The organism is Burkholderia sp. Bp8991 (assembly GCF_003853795.1).
Taxonomy (GTDB): domain Bacteria; phylum Pseudomonadota; class Gammaproteobacteria; order Burkholderiales; family Burkholderiaceae; genus Burkholderia.
Map to the genome: position 1 here is coordinate 105,987 of NZ_QTQJ01000015.1, position 19,367 is coordinate 125,353.

Genomic DNA, 19,367 nt, shown 5'->3' on the forward strand with positions numbered 1-19,367 from the left:
AACGGTGCTGCCGCGCTCAGCGCGTCGCACGCGCGTAAGTGTCGGCGAGAATGTCGCGGATCTTCGCGACGAACCACACGATCTCGTCGCGCGACATCACGAGCGGCGGCGAGAACTGCACGATCGGCGTGCCTTCGTGGTCGACGCCCGCGCGGCACAACAGCCCGGCTTCGAAGATCGCGGGCGCGAGCAGCGTCGACACGAACGTCTGCGCGCTGATGCCGGCCGCCCAGCGGCGCGCGGCCTTGTCGGTCACGAGTTCGAGCGAGTAGTGGTAGCCGTCGCCGCGCACGTCGCCGACACACGGCAGCTCGCGCAGGCCGTCGAGCGTCTCGCGGAACACCGCCTCGTTGGCGCGGACGTTCGCGAGCACGCCTTCGCGCTCCATGATCGCCAGGTTCGCGAGCGCTGCCGTGCACGCGACCGGATGGCCGCCGTAGGTCGCGCCGTGCAGGAACATCTGCTGCGGGCCGGCGAGCACGGTGTCGACCACCGTGTCGCTCGCGATCACGCCGCCGAGCGGCACGTAGCCCGACGCGATCCCCTTCGCGAACGTGATGAGGTCCGGCTTCAGCCCGTAACGCGTCGACCCGAAATATTCGCCGAGCCGGCCGAACCCGCAGATCACTTCGTCGGCCACGAGCAGCACGCCGTGCCGGTCGCACAGCGCGCGCAGCCCCTGCGCATAACCGGCCGGCGGCGTCAGGCTGCCGCCCGCGTTCTGCAGCGGCTCGACGACGAGCGCGGCGACGGTGTCCGGCCCTTCCTGGACGATCAGCGCTTCGATCTCGTCGAGCAGATGGCGCGTGAACTGCGCTTCCGTCTCGCCTTCCGGCCGCCCGTAGCGCTTCGTGTTGCTCACGTGCCGCACGCCCGCCATCAGCGGCTCGAAATGCTTGCGGAAGTTGGTCATCCCGTTCAGCGCGAGCGCGCCGAACGACGTGCCGTGATACGCGACGCGCCGCGCGATGAACTTGCGCCGCTGCGGCTCGCCGCGCGCCTGGTGATACTGGCGCACCAGCTTGATTGCCGATTCGTTCGACTCCGAGCCGCTAGACGTGAAGAACACGCGGTTCAGGCCGTCCGGTGCGAGCGCCGCGAGCTTGTGCGCGAGGCGGATCGCCGGTTCGTGGCCGTAGCCCCAGTTGGTCGCGAACGGCAGCCGCACCATCTGCTCGCGGATCGCGTCGCCGATCTCCGCGCCGTGGCTGTAGCCGACCTGCACGCAGTACAGCCCGGCGAGCCCGTCGAAGTAGCGCTTGCCGTTGCGATCGACGAGCCAGCAGCCTTCGCCGCGGTCGAACACCGTCAGCGCGTGGTCGCGATACGCATCGGCATGCGTGAAGTGCATCAGCAGATGGCGCTTGCCGAGCGCCTGCAGGTCCGCATCGAGATTGACGTCAACACCGTTCATGGGTCATTCCTCCTTCAGGGATTCGAGACCGGCGGCCCGCAGCCGGAGGCCGCCGGCCGGTCATTCAGTTCATCGACAGCGTCGGCGCCGGGCGCGTGAAGCCGCGCGTGAGCCACAGCAGCTGGCACAGCCCGATCGCGAGCCAGCCGATGCCGACGTAGAAGGTCTGGCGCGACAGGCCCGACCACAACCAGACGTTCATCGCGAAGCCGAGCGCCGGCACCGCGCCGAACCTGATCCAGCCCGCGAAGCGGCGATGTTCCGGGCGGCCGAGATAGCTGCGCATCACGCACAGGTTCACGACCGCGAACGCGACGAGCGCGCCGAAGCTGATCATCGTCGACGCGAGATCGAGCGAGATGAACAGCGCGGACAGCGACACGACACCGACCGCGAGCGTCGCGCGCACCGGCGTGCGCAACCGTGCATGCAGGTGGCCGAACACGCGCTCGGGCAGCACCCGGTCGCGGCCCATCGCGAACAGCACGCGCGTGACGCTCGCCTGGCCGGCCATCGCGCTCGCGAAACAGCCGGCCACGTAGACCGCGACGAACAGCGCCGACAGCGTGCCGCCGCCGATGCGCCGCATCAGTTCGAGGCTGGCCGAATCGAGATCCTTGAACGCATGCCAGTCGGGGAACACCACCTGTCCCGCATACGCGATCAGCATGAACAGCAGGCCGCTCGCGAGCGTGCAGAGCAGGATCGCGCGCGGCACCGTGCGGCGCGGCTCGCGCGTTTCCTCCGACAGCGTCGACACCGCATCGAAACCGAGGAACGACAGGCACAGGATCGCGGACCCGGCGAAGATCGCCCGTGCGTCGTCCGACGACGGCAGCGCGAGCGTCGGCGCCAGCCCCTCGCCGCTCGCGACATGCGCGGCCGCCGCGACGAAGACCGCGATGAACACGAGCTGGCTCGCGATCAGGATCAGGTTCACGCGGTTGACGAGCCGGATGCCGACGATGTTCAGCCCGGTGACCAGCGCGATGCTCGCGACGATCCACACGCTGGCCGGCACGGCCGGGAACAGCTGTTTCATGTAGATGCCGATCGCGAGGTAGCTGATCATCGGGATGAACAGGTAGTCCATCAGCAGCGCCCAGCCGACCATGAAACCGGCCGAGGTGCCGAAGTTGCGGCTCGCGAACGTATAGGCGGAACCGGCGCTCGGCATCAGCCGCGCCATGTGGCCGTAGCTGCGCGCGGTCAGCAGCATCGCGACCAGCGTGACCGCATACGCGATCGTCAGGTGTCCGTTGGTTTCGCGCGTGACGATCCCGTAGGTCGTGAACACCGTCATCGGCAGCATGTATGCGAGGCCGAAGATCACCAGCGTGAACAGCCCGAGCGAATGCGCGGCGCGTGGCTCCGCGTCGGCGTGCCCGTCCGTGCGTGCCCGCACGTCGTCTGTCGCGGCGCTGGGCGTGCGCTGCTCCGGCCTGGTGTCTTTCATGCTGTCCTCACGTGGCGTGGTCCATGACATCAACACTCGTCTCGTCGGCAATGCGTGCCGTGCAGCAGTGCAGGCATTGCGCGATCCGGAGACGAGTGTGGTGCGCCAAAAAATCGACGACGAATGAGAAAAGCGGACGTAATCGGGGGATATTTCCGGACGCGTGGCAGCCGGCCGCCCCCCGCTGATGCGGGCCCTCTGGCGTTTCGCGGACATTCCGGCTATGTTCTACGCGAACCCGTTGCCGCCCCTCGCCATGGACAGCAAGTCCCATCGACCCCAAAGCCGCGCCGAACGCAGCCTGCGTTCGGCGCTCGGCCTCGCGCGTCCGGCCGGACGCCAGGAAGACATTCCCGCCACCGTGCACGCGATCGCGGTCGCGCTCGACGAATGCCGCGTCCGGCACATCGACGGCGCCGCGCTGCTCGAGGGCACCGGCCTCGGCGCGGCCGAAGTCGCGTCGCCGAACCTGCACGTGAATCGCGGCCAGGAGCAACGTTGCTTCCGCAACCTGCTGCGCTGCAGCGGCGTACCGTCGATCGGCCTGTCGATCGGCGCGCGGCTCCATGTGTCGACGCTCGGCCTCGCCGGTTACGCGATGCTGATCAGCGGCTCCGTGATGCAGGCGTTCCGGTGCATGAGCCAGTTTCCGCTGTTCATGGGGCTGTATTTCGACGTGCGCGTGCACGCGCACGCGGACGGGATGAGCGTGACGATCGGCCGCTACAACGGCGAACCCGACCTCGAGGTGTTCCAGACCGACATGTGCCTGTCGAGCCTGCGCCTGATCGTGTCCGATCTGGTCGGCAAGCCGGTATGGCCCGCGCAGCTGCATCTCGCCCGCCGCACGCCGCGCAACGGCGCGGACTACGCGCGCCACTTCGACTGCCCGGTCACGTTCAATGCGGGCGAGAACCGGCTCGTGTTCACGAGCGTGAACGGCACGGAAGCCCCGCGGCTCGCGAACGAGGTCAGCTTCAATGCGCTGCACGGGCAATGCGAAGCGCTCGAACGGCAGTGGGCCGCGTCGGTCGGCACGCGTTTCGCCGATCGCGCGAAGGAGTTGATGGCGCGCGACCTCGCGCGCTTCAAGTCGATGACGTCGCTCGCGAACGCGCTGCACCTGACCGAGCGCACCTTGCGACGCCGGCTCGACAAGGACGGCATCACGTTTCAGTCGCTGCTCGACGACGTGCGTCGCCAGGAGGCGGTGCGGCTGCTCGACGAGCCGGCGCTGAGCGTCGCCGCGATCGCGGAGCGGCTCGGCTACAGCGAGCCGCGCAGCTTCCGCCATGCGTACCGGCGCTGGACCGGCAAGACGCCGCGAGCGGGCGCGAACGACGACACGTGAGCCGTCCGCGAACGAAGGATCAGGACCGAGCGGGCTTGCGCGCCCGGCGTGGCGATCTTTCTTCGGACTGCTTTTGATATCGACTGACGCGATCGCCCTGGTCGCACCGCGCCCCGGCCCTCCGCCTGTTCCTGCCTCATGCGGGATCGACCGCGCGCGCGCGCGTCGGCCGCGCGACGCATGCCGCGAGCGCAACGAACGACAGCACCAGGATCGACATCGTCAGCACGGTCTGCCCGGTGCCGGCCGTTGCACTGACGAGCGTCGCGACCAGCGCCGCGCTGCCGATCTGGCAAAAGCCGACGAGCCCCGACGCGCTCGCCGCATGGCCGTGCTGGCCTGCCACCGCACCGGATACGGCCAGCGACAGCGACGAACCGTTCGCGAGGCTGACGATGCACATCGGCACGACGGTCGCGGCGACGCCCGTGATCCCGAACGCGCGAGCGACGCCGAACGCGACGCCGCCGAGCACGAAGCACACGATGCCCGCCGCGACGATGCGGTCGTACGGCCAGCAGTCGAGCAGGCGCTTCGCCACGACGTTCGCGACGACGATGCCGGCCGTCAGCGGCAGGTAGAGCCAGCCGCGCCGCGCCTCGTCCACGCCCGCCGCCGCAAACAGAAACGGCGATTGCGTCAGGTAGACGAACCACGCGCAGTAGATCGCGCACACCACCGCCGTGTAGCGGCGGAACGCGGGATCGCGCAGCACGTTGCCGAACCCGGCGAACGGCGACGTGCGGGAGCGTGCGTGCGCGGGCCGGGTTTCCGGCAGCAGCGCCAGCGTCGTCGCGAGCGCGGCCACGCCGAATGCCGCGACGAACAGGAAGTCGGCACGCCAGCCGGCCCATGCGGCAAGATGCCCGCCGAGCGCCGGCGCCAGGGCCGGCGACAGCGACACCAGCGGATAAATCACCGCGTAGACCTTCGCGGACACCCGCTTGTCGCACGTGTCCGCGATCACCGCGCGGCCGATCACGAGCCCCGACGCGGCGCCGGCCGCCTCCACCATGCGCCAGGCGACGAACGTCGCGAAACTGCCGGCCGACGCGCACCCGAGCGAGCCGCCGACGTAGATCAGGATGCCGGCCACCAGCACCGGCTTGCGGCCGTGACGATCGGACAGCGGCCCATACGCCAGCTGCGCGAACGCCAGCACGAGCAGGTACGCGGACACGGTCTGCGGCATCCGCCAGCCGGCGACGCCGAAATCGGCGGCCATGCCCGGCATCGCGGGCAGGTAGACGTCCGACGCGATGAGGCCGAATGCACTCAGCATCGCGATGACGAGAATCAGGGAAAGACGCGGCACGACAAGGCTCCTCGCACGCCGGTCCGCCCGGCGCGCATGTGGTTGAACTCAGGCGCCGCATGGTAGAGATCGACCGGACATGTGAAAATGCACGAAATCGCATGCCATCCCTGCAAATTTGCATCACCACGACACGACATGAACTGGGACGACATTCGCATCTTTCTCGCCGCGCATCGCGCCGGCACGCTGCGCGGCGCGGCGGAGCAACTGGACATCGATCAGACGACGGTCGGGCGCCGCCTCGGTGCGCTCGAACGCACGCTGGGCAGCCGGCTGTTTCTGCGCACCACCGCCGGGCTCGGGCTGACCGACAGCGGCCGGCAGGTGCTCGATACCGCGGAGGGCATGGAGCGGCTGGCCGTGTCGTTCGAACGGCGCAGCGAAGGCGCGGACGCGCGCGTGGCCGGCGAAGTGCGCGTGACCACGACCGATGCGCTCGCGGTCGACTTCGTGGTACCGGCGATCGAACGATTGCAGCAACACCATCCCGACGTGCGCGTGCTGCTGAGCACCACGACGCGCATCGTCGATCTCGCGCGCCGCGAGGCCGACATCGCGGTACGCACGACGCGTCCCGACCAGCCCGACCTGATCGTGCGGCTGCTCGCGCGCTGGGACGTCGGGCTCTATGCGACGCGGCGCTATCTCGATCGCTTCGGCGAACCGCGGCCCGGCAGCCGCTTCGCGGGCCACGACATCGCGCGCTACCAGCCGGGCGTCATGCAACAGCAGCACGACACGCTGGCCGGCGAATCGGCCGCCGACGGACGTGTCGTGGCCGAACTCGATTCGAGCCTGATGCTGGCCACGTTCGTGCGCGCCGGTCTCGCGCTCGGGGAACTGCCCGCCTACCTCGCGCAGCGCGATCCGGAACTGGTACGCATCTGGCCCGGACGGCACCGCACGAAACCGTACGAGACGTGGCTCGTGCTCCATCAGGATCTTGCCCATACGGCGCGGGTGCGCGTCGTCGTCGACGCGCTCGTCGAGACGTTCGCGCACTGACGCGCACGCCGCGACGCAGGCCTGCAGCGGCTCACGCGCGAGATCTACGAGCACGGCGGGATCGTGTCGGACCCGCGGTTGCAGCAAGCTGCCTCCTCACGTTGATTCGCGATCCTTTGTTTTTTCGATTCCTGTCGACCGGGACGCGTGCGCCACACGCTCAAAGCACCTCGAAACGCAAGCCGGCATGACGCACGAGGCGCTCGACGAAGCGCTCGTCGAACATCGTCGCGGGCGTCCAGAAGCCGCCGCCGCGCCCGGTCTTCTCACCGTCGCGGCTGCAATCCAGCGCGAGGCGGAGTGCGGCCTGACCCAGCATCTTCCCGGTCGAGCCGTAGCCCGGATCGCGATCGCCGGTGACTTTCACGCGCAGCGTCCGCCCGTCGTCGGCGCGGCCGAAGAAGCGCAGGTCGAAACGGCCGGCCAGTTGCGCGGCGACGCTCGGCCCCTCGCCCGGCTTCGGCAGCAGCCGGCCGCCCGTATCCGCTGCACCCGGCGATCGCGTCCCGCCCCGCCTCCGCGCCTCGCCTATTGCGCAACCGCCTCCGCTGCCCGCCGCGCGGCCGCGATGTGATCGGCCGCGACATAGCCGAACGTCATCGCCGGCCCGATCGTCGAGCCGGGGCCCGGGTAGGTCTTGCCCATCACGGCCGCCGACGTGTTGCCGAGCGCATAGAGGCCGTCGATCACCGAACCGTCGGAACGCAGCACGCGCGCATGCGCATCGGTACGCAAGCCGCCCTTCGTGCCGATCTCGCCCGGGTCGACCCGCAGCGCATAGAACGGCGCACGCTCGATCGGCCCGAGGCATGGATTCGGCTTCGACGACGCATCGCCGTAGTAGCGATCGAACAGGTTGCCGCCCTTGCCGAATTCGGTATCGATGCCGGTGAGCGCGTAACCGTTCATCCGCTCGACCGTCTGCGCGAGCCCCCGCGCATCCACGCCGATCTTCGCGGCCAGCTCGGCCAGCGTGCCCGCGCGATAGATGACCGAGTCGAGCCAGCCGGGCGGAATCCTGCTGTCCGGCTGCACGCTGCCGGGCAGCAGCACGCCGCACGGATAACGCCTGCGATATTCGGCATCGAAGATCAGCCACGCGGGCACGTTGGCCTGCGTGTTCGCATGGTCCGCATACATCGCGTGGATCACGTCCGGATACGCCGCCGATTCGTTGACGAAGCGCCGCCCGAGCCGGTTGACCATCACGCAGCGCGGCGCCGAGCGCTCGACGAACAGCCCGCGCTGCTTCTCCTCGCCCGGCACGCGCACCGTGGGCACGCCCCAGACGAAGTCCATCAGCGCGACGTCGGCCCCGAGCGCGAGCCCCGCGCGGATGCCGTCGCCAGTGTTGATCGGCGGCGCCGCGCTCCACTCGGCGCGCGTCGGCTTCGGCAGAAATTGGTCGCGCATCGCCTGGTTCGCCTCGAATCCGCCGCACGCGAGCACGACGCCATGCGTCGCACGGATGCCGAACGGCCGGCCGTCGCGTTCGACGACCACACCGTTCACGCGTGCGCCGTCGGTGTGCAGCGAGCGCATCGGCGTTGCGAGCCACAGCGCGATGCCGCGCTGCTCGAGCGCTGCGCGCAGGCTCGCGACGAGCGCATTGCCGAGCGTCAGGCGCCGGTCGCGCGGCGTGCGGCGCCGCCATTTGAAATCGGTGGCATAGCGCAGCATCAGGCGCACGGCGAGCCGCAGCCAGCCGCGCTCCTTCGTGAGGATCGTGTGCGCCTCGATCTGCGTCATCGCGATACGCCCGCCGATCAGCGTCGCCGGCGAAGGCGCGCGCAACGTGTCGAAATGCGCGCCGAGACGCGCGGCATCGAACGCCGCCGGCTCCATCGTCCGGTAGCCGGGCTTGCCGCCCTTGCGGTCCGGGTAGTAGTCGGGATAACGCGGCACCGCATTGAACCGCGTGTGCGCGTGCTTCGCGAGATACGCGACCATCTTCGGGCCGTTGTCGAGATACGCATCGATGCGCTGCGCGTCGAAATCCTCGCCGACCACGTCGCGCAAATACATGATTGCTTCGTCGTACGAATCGCTGCCGCCGAGCGCGGCGATCTGGTCGTTGCACGGAATCCAGATGCCGCCGCCGGACACCGCCGTGGTGCCGCCGTAGACGGTGCTCTTCTCGACCACCAGTACCGACAGCCCCTGGTCATGCGCGCGCAGCGCCGCCGTCATCGCGCCCGCGCCGGAACCGACCACCACCACGTCGTACGTGGCGTCGCCGAACGAATCGTGTCGATCGTCGTACATGATCGCCTCCGCTCAGATCGTGGCAAGGCAGCTTGCCGCATCGGCCGGCACGTCGGCGAGCTGGCGCCAGGCGCCGTGCTCGCCGCGGTATTCGTGCACCTCGACGCTCGCGTGCCGCGCGGGCAGCTCGCCCACGTCCGTGTAGAACTGCTGGTACCACTGACGCAGCCGATAGATCGGGCCGTCGCCTTCGCACAGCAGCGGATTGTCGACGCGCGTCTTGTGGTCCCAGATCGCGACGTCCTCGCGAAATGCCGACTGCGCGGCCAGCACGTAGCCGTCGACCATCGCGCGATTCTGTTCTTCCGTCAGCGCCGGATTCTTCTCGACCATCACGCCGAAGCGCAGCTCGAAGCTGTTCGTATCGATCGGCACGTGGCTGTTGAGCAGGATCGACCTGAGCGGCTGCCCGTGCGCTTCGCCCGTCATCAGCGTGACGTGGTATGCCGGGCCGAAGTAGGCCGAGTCGGCCGTCAACCCGCCGCTGCCGGCCAGCCGCGTGCTGCCGCCGCGCAGCTTCTGGTAGGCCACCGGGCCCGCGAACGTGTTGCAGAAGTAGTCGATCGGCGCGCCATGCACGGGGCCGAAGTGCGCCATGTCGGACTGGTTGTCGATCAGCTCGCGGCAGTTCGTGTCGATCACCCACTTGACGATCGCCCAGTCGCTCCACGCATCGGAGAAGCACGCGTCGATGCGCGGAATCTCGACCGCCGGATCGGGCCCATTGCCCTCCGGATCGTTCCACACGAACAGCAGGCGGTTCTGCTCCATCACCGGCCACGACTTGATGCGCGCCTTCGGCGGGATGCGCTGCGAATACGGAATCGCAGTGCAGGTGCCGTCGCCGGCCCACGACCAGCCGTGAAACGGACACACGAGCGCGTTGCCGTCGACGTGGCCGCGCCCGAGGTCGGCGCCCATGTGCGGGCAGTAGCCGTCGAGGATTCGCAACTGCCCGTCCTCGCCCTGGAACACCGCCACGCGCGTGCCGAAGATCGACAGGCCGTGCGCGCGGCCGTCGCGGTAGTCGTCGGCGCGCCCGAGGCAATGCCAGCCGCGCGCGTAGCGCGCGTCGATGGGTGCGGCATGAATCCGGTGAACGGGATGCCGGGTGGCCGGCGCGGATGATTCGGTCATGGATCGTCTCCTTCCAGTCGAAAGGCGCAGCCCTGCACCTGCGTGGCGGACCTTGCCGGGAATATGCCGGGCGGGTCGATGCACCCGGCGCTATGTCACAAAACATTTATTTTGTGACGAATAATGGCACAAATTCCATTTTTGTGACAACGTATGCGAAAATTCCGAACCGACGCATTCGGTCGGCTCATCGGCACACGCCGCGCAACGCACGGCAACGAGGAAAGGTATGGATCGGCAACTGCGCTGGGGCGACGCCAGCAGGATGGACAGCGTCAACGACGGGCGAAGCGCGATCCTGCGCGCCACGCTCGACGCGATGATCGAGCACGGGATCGACCGTTTGTCGATCGACGACGTCGCACGCCGCGCGAACATTTCGCGGCGCACGCTGTACCGCTACTTCGGCACGAAAAAGGAGCTGATCCAGGGCGTGATCGGCATCCAGAACGCCGAGTTCTTCGACGAGATGCAGCGCGCGCTCACCGCCTTCGAGCACGACTTCGAGGCCTACTGCGAAGAGAGCGTGTGCTTCGCGGTGCGCTATCGCGATCGTCATCACGGCGGCTTTCACCACAACTATCTGGCCACGAGCCTGTCCACCGACGTGTTCGGCTACATCGTCGAGAACATCGCGCCGATGTGGCAGCGCGTGCTCGAAAAGCCGTACCGTGAATACGTCGCCGTGCACGGCGCGCGGGTGCCCGCGCTCGACGACATCATCGCGCTGATCAGCCGTATCGGGCTCGCGTACTGCCTGGTTCCGGCTGACGAGCAGGCGATGCGCGCGCAGATGCGCATCCTGTGGACGTTCCAGCGCGAGCCGGCCGGCAAGCCGGTCGCGGCCCGGATGAAGGCCGCGCGCTGAGCGGCGGCGCCCGCGCGATGTCGCGCAGCCCGGCCGATACCATCCGATACCGGCCTCGAACATTTCAACTCACACCGGACTACCCCATGACGACCTGCGGAGTTTCCGTCTCCGGCCGAACGCTCGATCGCGCCGACCTGCTGCTTCTCGTCGAAGGCTCGCCTGCGCCGCTTCGTCTCGAAGACTGCGATCTCGAAGGTGCGGACCTGTCGCGGCTCGATTTGCGCGGCGTGCGATTCGAGCGCTGCGCGCTCGCGGAAGCGTCGTTCGTCGGCGCGACGCTCGCGCAGACCGCGTGGATTCGCTGCCGCGCGCGCCAGACGAGCTTCGCGTCGGCCGACCTCGAGGACGCGCAGTTTCAGTCCTGCGATCTCAACAACACGAACTGGCGCCGCAGCAAGCTCGGCTCGGCGCGCTTCGACGAATGCAGGCTGACCGGCGCCGACTTCGAGGAATGCAAGTCGCTCGGCATCGAATTCGCGAACACGTTGCTGGTCGGCGCGAGCCTGCGCCGCTTCTCGTTCCGGAAAACGCGGCTCGTGGCGCTCGACTTCTCGGATGCCGATCTCGCCGGCACGGACTTTCGCGACGCCGTGTTCGAAGGCGGCAGCCTGCGCAACGCGCATCTGAACGACGCCCGGTTCGACGGGGCCGACCTGCGCGACGTGGAGCTCGGCGGCACGCCGAAGCTGCTCGCGTCGGGCGTGCTGCGCGGCGCGACCATCTCGTATGACCAGGCCGCGATGCTGATCGAGAATCTGGGGATCCGGGTCGCCTGACGACCGCACGCGCGTTGCTTCGCCCCGCGGCCGACATGCGCGACGCCGGCCGCGAACCGCGCATGTCGCATGTGCTGCCGGCAATCTGTCGAATATTCTCATCACTTCGACCGCATCCCGAACGGCACACGTCACGCACGCCCTTGCGCTCACGCTCGACGACCCGATCCGTCGACGCGCGAATCACTAGGGAAAATCCGGAGACATCCTTACAGCGATTTACCTGATGATTCACAGGAACGCGATGTTTCGGCGATTTCGCTTTGCATCATGCTTTCGTTTTGCTTGACGGTCCCGCTGCCGCCGCGCGGCAAATGCGGCGATCGACATGTGAAACGGCCAGCGTCCGCGAGTCGCCGGGTGTTCAATACTTTCAACAACCCGGTCGAGAGCAATCGTGAGAATCCGTGGCCCGCTGGTGCGGTGGAGACGAGGCGATGCGCGCAACGTGCGTGCATCGATCTCGTCCACCGGCGACAGTGACCGCCGGCAAAGTCCTCGCCTGCATCTGTCGATCTACACCATCCTGTCCCGCCGTTCCGTCCGCCGTCACAACGCCGTCGCCGCGCGCGCATACGTCGCGATCCACACCGACGACGTGGCGTCGCTGCTGCCTTAGCGCGCCCCCTCCGTTCCGTTCGACCTGCGCATCGTGTCGCGTGACTCGCGACAGGGTCGGCTCGCGTTGCGTGCCCTCACGATTCGCTTCGCAGGCCGAGCCGACTCCTGATCATCATGCACCGCCGGCGTTCGTTTCGAGCGCCGGCCGGTTGCACACGTCCATCCCTTGAACCGTGGCGCGGCGAGCAGCCAACCGCCGAGCCTCCCGATACGAACGACAAGCCATGCAACTCCGCACCCTTCGCCGCACCATCGCAACCGCCGCCATGATGTCCGTCGCGGGCATCGCCTCCTTCGTCACTACGCACGCCCAGGCCGCCGGCGAGCTGAACATCTACAACTGGTCCGACTACATCGCGCCGGACACGATTCCGAATTTCCAGAAGCAGACCGGCCTGCACGTGCGCTACGACAACTACGACAGCGACGACACGCTGCAGGCGAAACTGCTGTCGGGCAACTCCGGCTACGACATCGTCGTGCCGACGTCGAACTACATGGCCAAGCAGATCCAGGCAAACGTCTACCAGCCGCTGGACAAGACGAAGCTGCCGAACCTGTCGAACCTCGACCCGCTGCTGATGAAGATGGTCGCCGATGCCGATCCGGGCAACCAGTACGGCGTGCCGTGGGCGTATGGCACCGACGGCATCGGCTACAACGTGCAGGCGGTGAAGAAGGCGCTCGGCGACAAGGCGCCGGTCGACAGCTGGGCGCTGGTGTTCGACCCGGCCAACATGGCGAAGCTGAAGAGCTGCGGCGTATCGTTCCTCGACCAGGCCGTCGACGTGTTCGCCGCGACGCTGCAGTACATGGGCAAGGATCCGAACAGCACGATTCCGGCCGATTACCGCGCCGCGTACGAGGTGCTCAAGAAGGTGCGCCCGTACATCACGCAGTTCAACTCGTCGGGTTACATCAACGATCTCGCGAACAACGACCTGTGCGTGTCGTTCGGCTATTCCGGCGACGTCGGCATCGCGCATCGCCGTGCGGCGGAAGCGAAGCGTCCGTACGAGGTCCGCTTCGCGAATCCGCGGGAAGGCGGGCTGCTGTGGTTCGACATGATGGTGATCCCGAAGGATGCGCCGAACCGCGATGCCGCGCTGAAATGGATCAACTACCTGCAGGACCCGAAGGTCAACGCGGGGATCACCAACGCGGTGTTCTACCCGACCGCGAACAAGGCCGCGCGCCAGTTCGTGAAGCCCGCGATCGCGCGCGATCCGTCGGTCTATCCGGCCGACGAGGTGCTGAGCAAGATGACGCTGCTCAAGCCGATGCCGCCCGAGATTCGCCGGCTTCAGAACAGGTTGTGGGCGCAACTGAAGACGGGGCGCTGACCAGCACGGGGCGGCCCAGTCGGGCCGCCCCGACAGATCGCCGGCACGCACCGACGCGCTCCCGCGACGATCATCCGCTGTTCGGGAAAACGGCCGCGGATGCACGACCGCCGATCCGAACGGGCCGTGCCCGACCGGCTGCACGACCAGCCGCCGTCGGCACCCGCACCCGGCGACTGATGCCCGGCCGCGGCTGCACTATCGCTGCGCCGGCTCCGCATGCGGCAACGCCGCCGCGAACGCTGCGTCGATGAAGCGAATCACGTCGTCGAGCGACGACGTGCATGTCGCGCCCGCGGCGAGCTCGCGAAACGCGCCGTCGGGCCCGAGGCAGATGAGCGGCTTGCGCCAGTGCTGCGCCAGCGCGATCTCCTCGGCGGTCCCGTGCCCGCCGGGCAGCGCGACGATCAGGTCGCTGCTCAGCACGTTCACGTAGTTCCGGTTGATGGTGTGCGGATCGGCGCCCGGTTCGCGGCGCGGCAGCGGCGTGAGGATCGGGATCTCGACGAACGGATGCGGGTAGCCGTCGAGCGGCACGAAGCCCGCGTGCGGATCGGCCTGCGTCGGCAGGATGCCGATCGACCGGCCGGCCCGCCCCGGCACGCCGGCGAACGCGCGCGCGACCGCCAGCATCACGCCCTGGCCGCCGCCCGTCAGCAGGTTGAAGCCGGCCTGCGCGAGCCATGCGCCGAGCGGCTCGGAAAACGCGAGCCACGGTTCCTTGCCCGAGCCCATCACGCCGATTGTTCGGTGGTTGCGTTGCATCATGTATTCCGGTGATGTGATGAATCGTTGAATTGAACCGCGGCGCGGCACCGGGCTGCGAAACCCGGCCACGCGCCGCGCATCGTCATTCGAGTTCGACGCCCTTGAGCTCGGGGATCAGGAACAGCGTCGCGACCATGTCGAGCACGTAGAGGCCGGCGAGCAGCGCGATCGCCGTCTGGAACGAGTAGCGCGCGGCCAGCGCGCCGACCGCCACCGGCCCGAAGCCGCCGACCGCACGGCCGATATTCCACAACACGTTCTGCGCAGTCGCGCGCGCGGCGGTCGGATAACCTTCGGACATCAGCGTGCCGTAGCCGCCGACCATCCCGTTGACGAACATCCCCATCAGCGCGCCGCCCCACAGCATCGCCGTCGGGTCCGACAGGTGCGCGTAGGCGATGACCGTCACGACCGAGCCGAGCTGGTACAGCAGGAACGTCGGCTTGCGGCCGATACGATCGGCGAGTTGCCCGAAGGTCCAGACGCCGATCATCATCCCGACGACGGTCACCGCGGTCCACAGCCCCGACTTCGTCAGCGAGAAGCCCATCTGCTTCGACAGGAAGGTCGGCAGCCAGATCATGATCCCGTAGTAGCCGAAGTTCTGGACCGAGCACAGGATCACGATGCCGAGACTCGTGCGCGCGGTGTGCGCGTCGGCGACGAGCATCCGGAACGCGTTGGCCCGCGGCTGCGTCGCGCGCCGCACGAAGACTTCCGGCTCGTGCAGCCGGTTGCGCAGCACCCATGCGAGCAGTGCGGGCAACACGCCGACCACGAACATCCCGCGCCAGCCGATATGGAGCAGCAACAGCGGCGTCAGCAGCGCGGCCAGCAGCACGCCGGCCTGCCAGCCGAGCGCGACGTAGCACGACACGCGCGCCCGCTTGCTCGCCGGCCACGCTTCGGCCGCGAGCGCCATGCCGATGCCGAATTCGCCGCCGAGGCCGATGCCCGCGATGGTGCGATACACGAGCAGGTCCCGGAAGCCCTGCGCGAACGCGCACAGGCCGGTGAAGACCGCGAACAGCATGATCGTCCAGGTCAGCACGCGCACACGGCCGTAGCGGTCGCTCAGGGCACCGAACAAAATGCCGCCCGCGACGGCGCCGATCAGCGTCCACGTGACGAGCGCGCCGCCCTGCCCGGGCGTCAGCTGCAAAGCCGCGGTGATCGCCGGCAGCATGAAGCCGAGGATCAGCAGGTCGAAGCCGTCCATCGCGTAGCCGATCGCCGAGCCGGCCAGCGCCTTCCACGCGTACGCCCCGACCTGCCCGCCGCGCGGCGCCGCCGGATCGTCGAGCGCCGAAGATTTCATGTTTGCTGCCATGGTGTCCCGCCGGAAATGTCCGGGCGACATTCTAAAGCCTGTTCCCGCGCATGACGGGCCCGTGCACGGGCGCACGCAGAAAGCGCCGCGCTGCCCGCTTCCGGGAACGGAAGCGGGCAGCGGCGGTAATGAATTTGAAAAATGTTGAAGCCGGCGATCCCGCAGCAGGCTGGGACACCGAAAGAACGGGATGAAACGGGAGTGGTGAGGCCGGCGCGGTGCTGACTCAGCCCTGATCGTCCCCGGGCCACCAGGTTTTGGCCTCGCGGTCGACGAGCAGCGTATCGAGATCCCGGCCTTCGAGCCATTTGGGTCGCGGGCCGCGGCCCGACCACGAGCGGCCGGTCGTCGGATCGTAATACTTGGCAGGCGCCTTGCGTTTTCGCTGGACGATGTAGCCGAGGGCGCTCAGCACTTCCTGCTGCGAGATGCCCAACAGCTGGACCTGCTCCCTGAATGCCGCCAGTGCGGCTTGCTTCTCCTTCTGCTTGGCTTCCGACAGCTTGATGTTCAGGTCCCGAAGTTGTGCTTCGAGTTCCTGCAGAGCCTGGGTCATGTATTCATCCTCTTTGGGCATGTTTTTATTCAAAAAACCTCCGATGGCAGAACCTATCACGAAGTTCCGCCAATCTGTGTTGCGATGTGTGAATCGTTTGCCGGCATCTGTAAGGGTTTCGAAGTGTGCCGAACGCAACACCATCGTCGAAAACCGCATGACATCGGCACGCAACACCTGACGCGCCGCGTTCGAACGCGCGGCGAGCCTTCGGCGGCGACCTCCTCGCCGCCTGGCGCCGCACCCTGGCACAGGCGCGGCATGGCGCGAATGATAGCAGTGCGCATCCGTCATGTTCGAGGACTTTTGCGGTCCGGCGCACACTCGCCGGCCTTGGCCCGCGAGCCTCGACGCCGGCGCGGCGTTTCACGTGCCGAAGCGGCACCCGTCCCGCGCGATCCGCGCATGCAGCTTCGGACCGCGCGCGGCGTTCAGCGCGCTTGCATGGCCGACGCGTCCGGCCAGATGTCCGCGGAAATCCGGATGCGCGGCGCGGGTTCCGCGACGCCGGCCCGTGGCGGATGCAGTTGGTCAGGATCAGGAGGCAGCCGCCGCGACGCTTGTCGTCAGCGTCACGAGAAAACCACGACGGAAGTCGTCGAGCCAGCGATCGTCGATGGCCGTCATGCCGCTTGACCGGTTGACGTGCGTCAAGGCCGGCCGCACGGCCAAACCTAGACTGGACCCATGCCCTCTCACCGGATGTCGGCAGTCACTCATCACAGGAATCCACCATGCGCATCACCGTTCATCTCGACACGTTCGCGCATGCCGGCCCGTCGGCGTATGCGATCGTCTGGCTTGATTTCGACGAGCAAAAGTGGTCGTGTGAAGGCCACTACGCGATGGCAATGCCCTCATGGGGGACGCTTGCCCGGACCGGCGACGGCATCCGGCTTGCCGTGCCCGATGCCAGCCGTCCGCTCATCGTCCTTGACGGCTTCGCGTCCGGCAATGCCGAAGCGCCAAGTGTCGGCGCATCCGGCATGGCACGCTGGTACCCGCATGCCCATCACGCGCCGGATGCCGGTCGCTGGCGCGTGCAATGTCTCGATACCGAGCAGGCCGAACCCGAGCACCGGCTGTTTGCAGACGACGCACGCTGAGCGCGTCGCACACACGGAGCCGGCATCCTGGCTCGGTAGAGAGCCTCGGCCCAGACCCACGCGCGAACCGCTAATCTTCCGTTTCCGGAATCGCATTGACGATCATCGAGAACAGCTTGCCGAGATCGGCTTCGAGCTTGACCCCGTCGAATGGATCGCGATTGGCTCCGAAGGCGAGGTCAAGTTCCGCCCAGTCCTCGTTTGACAGCAAACGTCTCGCGGCCGGCAAAATCAGCGTCTCCTCGGTAAACCGGTGATCCGAATAGAACTCGGCATATTCATCCACCAGCGCCACCAGTGCCGCTAATGCGGGCGCCCCCTTCAACTCGTACCGGGTGAGCGCGTGTTCGAGATTGGTCAACATCCCGTCACCTCGCGCGTGCTGAGTCTCCAGTTCGTCGATCACGCCGTCGAATTCGGAGGCCACATCCCGCAATGGTGCAAACAGGTAGCGCTCCTCTTTCGGATGATGTATCTGCTCGGGGTACTCTCGAATGTAATAGAGCATCGCCCGGAACACCATGAGACCCGGAACGGGCTTGCCAGCCGCAAGCAGATGGACATAGCGCCGCATGCCCTCGACGACGGCAGACAGCCGCTCGTGCTCACGGAGGATGACGGTGATCGCGGCCCGCGGCCCCAACGACGACATACCAGACCTCACGGAAACAGGCGGAATGCACTGGCGATCGCTCGATCGACTCGCTTGCTCGGCGAGCCCGTCAGCCAGTGCCCACAATTTCCATCTTGGTCCGCTGCGGCTCGACATCAAAGTGTGCCGACGCGACGGCCTTGAGGGAGATCAAAGAGTGTGCCGGCCCGGCAACGCGCGAAGTCGGCATGCGTCGGCCGATTCGAACAGGTGCCCTGCCGACTGAATCGCTCGTGCTTGTCATCGATCCGGCACCTGGTTTTCGAGGTCCGGATGCGCTCCGCCGTCAGCGCGATCGTGTGAAAGATGGGCGACTGCGATGGACCGGCAAAGCACCCGCGGCGAGCGGCAAAATACACTCGTATTTGACTTCAATCAAGATATCCGTCTCCGGCGCTCTCACACTGTATTCAGTATCGCTACGCAAGCATGAGGCCGCCAGGGAAGACATCGATACCAACGCAAGCGACCGATACCGGCTGTTTGGCTGTACCGCGGTTCGACTGGAAGCAAAGAAAGATGAACAAGATGTTTTTCTTGCCAATGTCACTGCTACCGATCGTCATCGCGATCGGCGGCGTCCCGTCGCACGCACGCGCCGAGGACGGGGAGCAACTGGCTCGGCAGGTCTGTGCCACTTGCCACGGTGCACGGGGACACAGCGAATCACCCATGTTCCCGCGCTTAAGCGCCCAGACACCGGAATATCTCACTGTGCAGCTCAAGGGCTTCCGCGAGCACACGCGGGGCGAGACGCATGCGCGCGAGTATATGTGGGGTATTGCGTCGCGGCTCGACGATGCGACGATTGCATCGCTTGCAGCCTATTACTCGCATCAGGAACCGGTGCATGGCAAGGCAGGCAACGCCGCGCTGATGGCCAGGGGGAAAGATATTTTCGAGCATGGCGTACCGCACCGGGGGACCCCGGCATGCGCGTCGTGCCATGGCCCGCAGGGCCAGGGTGCCGGCGCGTTCCCGCGGCTTGCCGGACAACACGTGAACTATCTGCTTCGGCAGATCGAGTTCTTCAAGAACGAGACACGTGCCAATTCCCCCGTCATGACAGCCGTTGCTCATACGCTGGATGCCGACGACGCCAATGCGGTCGCCACATGGCTCGAATCGCAGTAGGGTCGTAAGCGCGAAATCCTCCGCACGTCGCCGGCACTGCTGAATCGATCCACGATTGCGTCCGCAACCCACAGTTGCGGACGCAACCACGATGACAGGTGACACGATCAACCCCGATAGCTGCGCTCGTCCCGAGCCACGGCGCATGGAACGTGTCGACATCGATATGGATGACGTAACGTTTCGCTTCGTCCGGCAACGCGGCCGGAAAGCAATCGGTCGGGAACGGGCACGCACGAGGTCGCGCGCGCGATCGCATCCGAT

At 67.2% G+C, this 19,367-nt stretch carries 18 protein-coding genes and 2 pseudogenes; 9 read left to right on the forward strand and 11 right to left on the reverse strand.

The features are described 5' to 3' along the window. Positions 1-16: 16 nt before the first annotated feature. Together DIE02_RS18780 and DIE02_RS18785 are read right to left on the reverse strand one after the other, a co-directional pair. Positions 17-1,414: an aspartate aminotransferase family protein gene (locus tag DIE02_RS18780; RefSeq protein WP_124521215.1), complete on the reverse strand. Its 1,398-nt coding sequence runs from the start codon at positions 1,412-1,414 to the stop codon at positions 17-19. A gap of 64 nt (positions 1,415-1,478) precedes the next feature. Further along, on the reverse strand, positions 1,479-2,870 hold the full coding sequence (locus tag DIE02_RS18785; RefSeq protein WP_124521217.1) for an APC family permease: 1,392 nt from the start codon (positions 2,868-2,870) through the stop codon (positions 1,479-1,481). On the opposite strand from DIE02_RS18785, the gene DIE02_RS36060 reads away from it, so the two are divergent. Together DIE02_RS36060 and DIE02_RS18790 are read left to right on the forward strand one after the other, a co-directional pair. Beyond that, positions 2,869-2,997, forward strand: a complete 129-nt coding sequence (locus DIE02_RS36060; RefSeq protein ID WP_260427862.1) for a hypothetical protein — start codon at positions 2,869-2,871, stop codon at positions 2,995-2,997. The genes DIE02_RS18785 and DIE02_RS36060 overlap by 2 nt on opposite strands. 129 nt (positions 2,998-3,126) lie before the next feature. After that, a complete protein-coding gene (locus DIE02_RS18790; RefSeq protein ID WP_124521219.1) occupies positions 3,127-4,221 on the forward strand; it encodes an AraC family transcriptional regulator in 1,095 nt (364 codons plus the stop codon). A 136-nt stretch (positions 4,222-4,357) separates the two neighbouring features. Here the strand turns inward: DIE02_RS18790 and DIE02_RS18795 are convergent, their stop codons facing one another. Further along, positions 4,358-5,536, reverse strand: coding sequence for a multidrug effflux MFS transporter (locus DIE02_RS18795; RefSeq protein ID WP_124521221.1), 1,179 nt, complete (start codon positions 5,534-5,536; stop codon positions 4,358-4,360). Positions 5,537-5,674: 138 nt separating this feature from the next. On the opposite strand from DIE02_RS18795, the gene DIE02_RS18800 reads away from it, so the two are divergent. Next, complete coding sequence (locus DIE02_RS18800; protein ID WP_124521223.1) at positions 5,675-6,544, forward strand: LysR family transcriptional regulator; 870 nt, start codon at positions 5,675-5,677, stop codon at positions 6,542-6,544. Positions 6,545-6,704: 160 nt separating this feature from the next. Here DIE02_RS18800 and DIE02_RS18805 read toward each other — a convergent pair. The 3 genes and pseudogenes from DIE02_RS18805 to DIE02_RS18815 all read right to left on the reverse strand — a co-directional run. After that, positions 6,705-7,013, reverse strand: a pseudogene (locus tag DIE02_RS18805) (saccharopine dehydrogenase); the annotation flags it as partial. Between the two features lie 59 nt (positions 7,014-7,072). Further along, positions 7,073-8,809 (reverse strand): FAD-dependent oxidoreductase, encoded by a 1,737-nt coding sequence (locus DIE02_RS18810; RefSeq protein WP_124521225.1) that lies wholly within the window; start codon positions 8,807-8,809, stop codon positions 7,073-7,075. A 12-nt stretch (positions 8,810-8,821) separates the two neighbouring features. Further along, a complete protein-coding gene (locus tag DIE02_RS18815; RefSeq protein WP_124521227.1) occupies positions 8,822-9,946 on the reverse strand; it encodes a Rieske 2Fe-2S domain-containing protein in 1,125 nt (374 codons plus the stop codon). 229 nt (positions 9,947-10,175) lie between these two features. On the opposite strand from DIE02_RS18815, the gene DIE02_RS18820 reads away from it, so the two are divergent. The 4 genes from DIE02_RS18820 to DIE02_RS18835 all read left to right on the forward strand — a co-directional run bounded on the left by DIE02_RS18820 (position 10,176) and on the right by DIE02_RS18835 (position 13,557). Next, a complete protein-coding gene (locus DIE02_RS18820) occupies positions 10,176-10,814 on the forward strand; it encodes a TetR/AcrR family transcriptional regulator (protein ID WP_124488064.1) in 639 nt (212 codons plus the stop codon). An 86-nt stretch (positions 10,815-10,900) separates the two neighbouring features. Further along, positions 10,901-11,593, forward strand: a complete 693-nt coding sequence (locus DIE02_RS18825) for a pentapeptide repeat-containing protein (protein WP_124488065.1) — start codon at positions 10,901-10,903, stop codon at positions 11,591-11,593. 448 nt (positions 11,594-12,041) lie between these two features. After that, complete coding sequence (locus DIE02_RS18830; RefSeq protein WP_221622533.1) at positions 12,042-12,212, forward strand: hypothetical protein; 171 nt, start codon at positions 12,042-12,044, stop codon at positions 12,210-12,212. A 268-nt stretch (positions 12,213-12,480) separates the two neighbouring features. Then, entirely contained in the window at positions 12,481-13,557 is a 1,077-nt protein-coding gene (locus DIE02_RS18835; RefSeq protein WP_409364198.1) for a polyamine ABC transporter substrate-binding protein, read from the forward strand. 198 nt (positions 13,558-13,755) lie between these two features. On the opposite strand, the gene DIE02_RS18840 is transcribed toward DIE02_RS18835, so the two are convergent. From DIE02_RS18840 to DIE02_RS36065, 4 genes and pseudogenes are all read right to left on the reverse strand, one after another. Then, positions 13,756-14,322, reverse strand: coding sequence for a DNA-binding protein (locus DIE02_RS18840; protein ID WP_124521231.1), 567 nt, complete (start codon positions 14,320-14,322; stop codon positions 13,756-13,758). A gap of 85 nt (positions 14,323-14,407) precedes the next feature. After that, positions 14,408-15,655, reverse strand: a complete 1,248-nt coding sequence (locus tag DIE02_RS18845; RefSeq protein ID WP_124521233.1) for an MFS transporter — start codon at positions 15,653-15,655, stop codon at positions 14,408-14,410. Positions 15,656-15,881: 226 nt separating this feature from the next. Then, positions 15,882-16,211 (reverse strand): H-NS family nucleoid-associated regulatory protein, encoded by a 330-nt coding sequence (locus DIE02_RS18850; protein WP_044847685.1) that lies wholly within the window; start codon positions 16,209-16,211, stop codon positions 15,882-15,884. A 366-nt stretch (positions 16,212-16,577) separates the two neighbouring features. Next, positions 16,578-16,749: pseudogene (locus DIE02_RS36065) on the reverse strand (RNA-directed DNA polymerase); the annotation flags it as partial. 196 nt (positions 16,750-16,945) lie between these two features. Here DIE02_RS36065 and DIE02_RS18860 point away from each other — a divergent pair. Beyond that, on the forward strand, positions 16,946-17,317 hold the full coding sequence (locus DIE02_RS18860; protein WP_124488069.1) for a DUF3564 family protein: 372 nt from the start codon (positions 16,946-16,948) through the stop codon (positions 17,315-17,317). 70 nt (positions 17,318-17,387) lie between these two features. Here the strand turns inward: DIE02_RS18860 and DIE02_RS18865 are convergent, their stop codons facing one another. After that, positions 17,388-17,969, reverse strand: coding sequence for a hemerythrin domain-containing protein (locus DIE02_RS18865; RefSeq protein ID WP_124521235.1), 582 nt, complete (start codon positions 17,967-17,969; stop codon positions 17,388-17,390). 519 nt (positions 17,970-18,488) lie between these two features. Here DIE02_RS18865 and DIE02_RS18870 point away from each other — a divergent pair. Further along, complete coding sequence (locus tag DIE02_RS18870) at positions 18,489-19,103, forward strand: cytochrome c (protein WP_124488071.1); 615 nt, start codon at positions 18,489-18,491, stop codon at positions 19,101-19,103. Positions 19,104-19,367: the final 264 nt, after the last annotated feature.

Bases quoted from the DNA above. Each gene is read 5' to 3' on its own strand.
- DIE02_RS18850 (WP_044847685.1), bottom strand. From the start codon at position 16,211: ATGACCCAGGCTCTGCAGGAACTCGAAGCACAACTTCGGGACCTGAAC.
- DIE02_RS18815 (WP_124521227.1), bottom strand. From the start codon at position 9,946: ATGACCGAATCATCCGCGCCGGCCACCCGGCATCCCGTTCACCGGATT.
- DIE02_RS18780 (WP_124521215.1), bottom strand. From the start codon at position 1,414: ATGAACGGTGTTGACGTCAATCTCGATGCGGACCTGCAGGCGCTCGGC.
- DIE02_RS18790 (WP_124521219.1), top strand. From the start codon at position 3,127: ATGGACAGCAAGTCCCATCGACCCCAAAGCCGCGCCGAACGCAGCCTG.
- DIE02_RS18810 (WP_124521225.1), bottom strand. From the start codon at position 8,809: ATGTACGACGATCGACACGATTCGTTCGGCGACGCCACGTACGACGTG.
- DIE02_RS18870 (WP_124488071.1), top strand. From the start codon at position 18,489: ATGAACAAGATGTTTTTCTTGCCAATGTCACTGCTACCGATCGTCATC.
- DIE02_RS18860 (WP_124488069.1), top strand. From the start codon at position 16,946: ATGCGCATCACCGTTCATCTCGACACGTTCGCGCATGCCGGCCCGTCG.
- DIE02_RS18835 (WP_409364198.1), top strand. From the start codon at position 12,481: ATGATGTCCGTCGCGGGCATCGCCTCCTTCGTCACTACGCACGCCCAG.
- DIE02_RS18800 (WP_124521223.1), top strand. From the start codon at position 5,675: ATGAACTGGGACGACATTCGCATCTTTCTCGCCGCGCATCGCGCCGGC.
- DIE02_RS18840 (WP_124521231.1), bottom strand. From the start codon at position 14,322: ATGCAACGCAACCACCGAACAATCGGCGTGATGGGCTCGGGCAAGGAA.
- DIE02_RS18820 (WP_124488064.1), top strand. From the start codon at position 10,176: ATGGATCGGCAACTGCGCTGGGGCGACGCCAGCAGGATGGACAGCGTC.
- DIE02_RS18785 (WP_124521217.1), bottom strand. From the start codon at position 2,870: ATGAAAGACACCAGGCCGGAGCAGCGCACGCCCAGCGCCGCGACAGAC.
- DIE02_RS36060 (WP_260427862.1), top strand. From the start codon at position 2,869: ATGCTGTCCTCACGTGGCGTGGTCCATGACATCAACACTCGTCTCGTC.
- DIE02_RS18865 (WP_124521235.1), bottom strand. From the start codon at position 17,969: ATGTCGTCGTTGGGGCCGCGGGCCGCGATCACCGTCATCCTCCGTGAG.
- DIE02_RS18825 (WP_124488065.1), top strand. From the start codon at position 10,901: ATGACGACCTGCGGAGTTTCCGTCTCCGGCCGAACGCTCGATCGCGCC.
- DIE02_RS18845 (WP_124521233.1), bottom strand. From the start codon at position 15,655: ATGGCAGCAAACATGAAATCTTCGGCGCTCGACGATCCGGCGGCGCCG.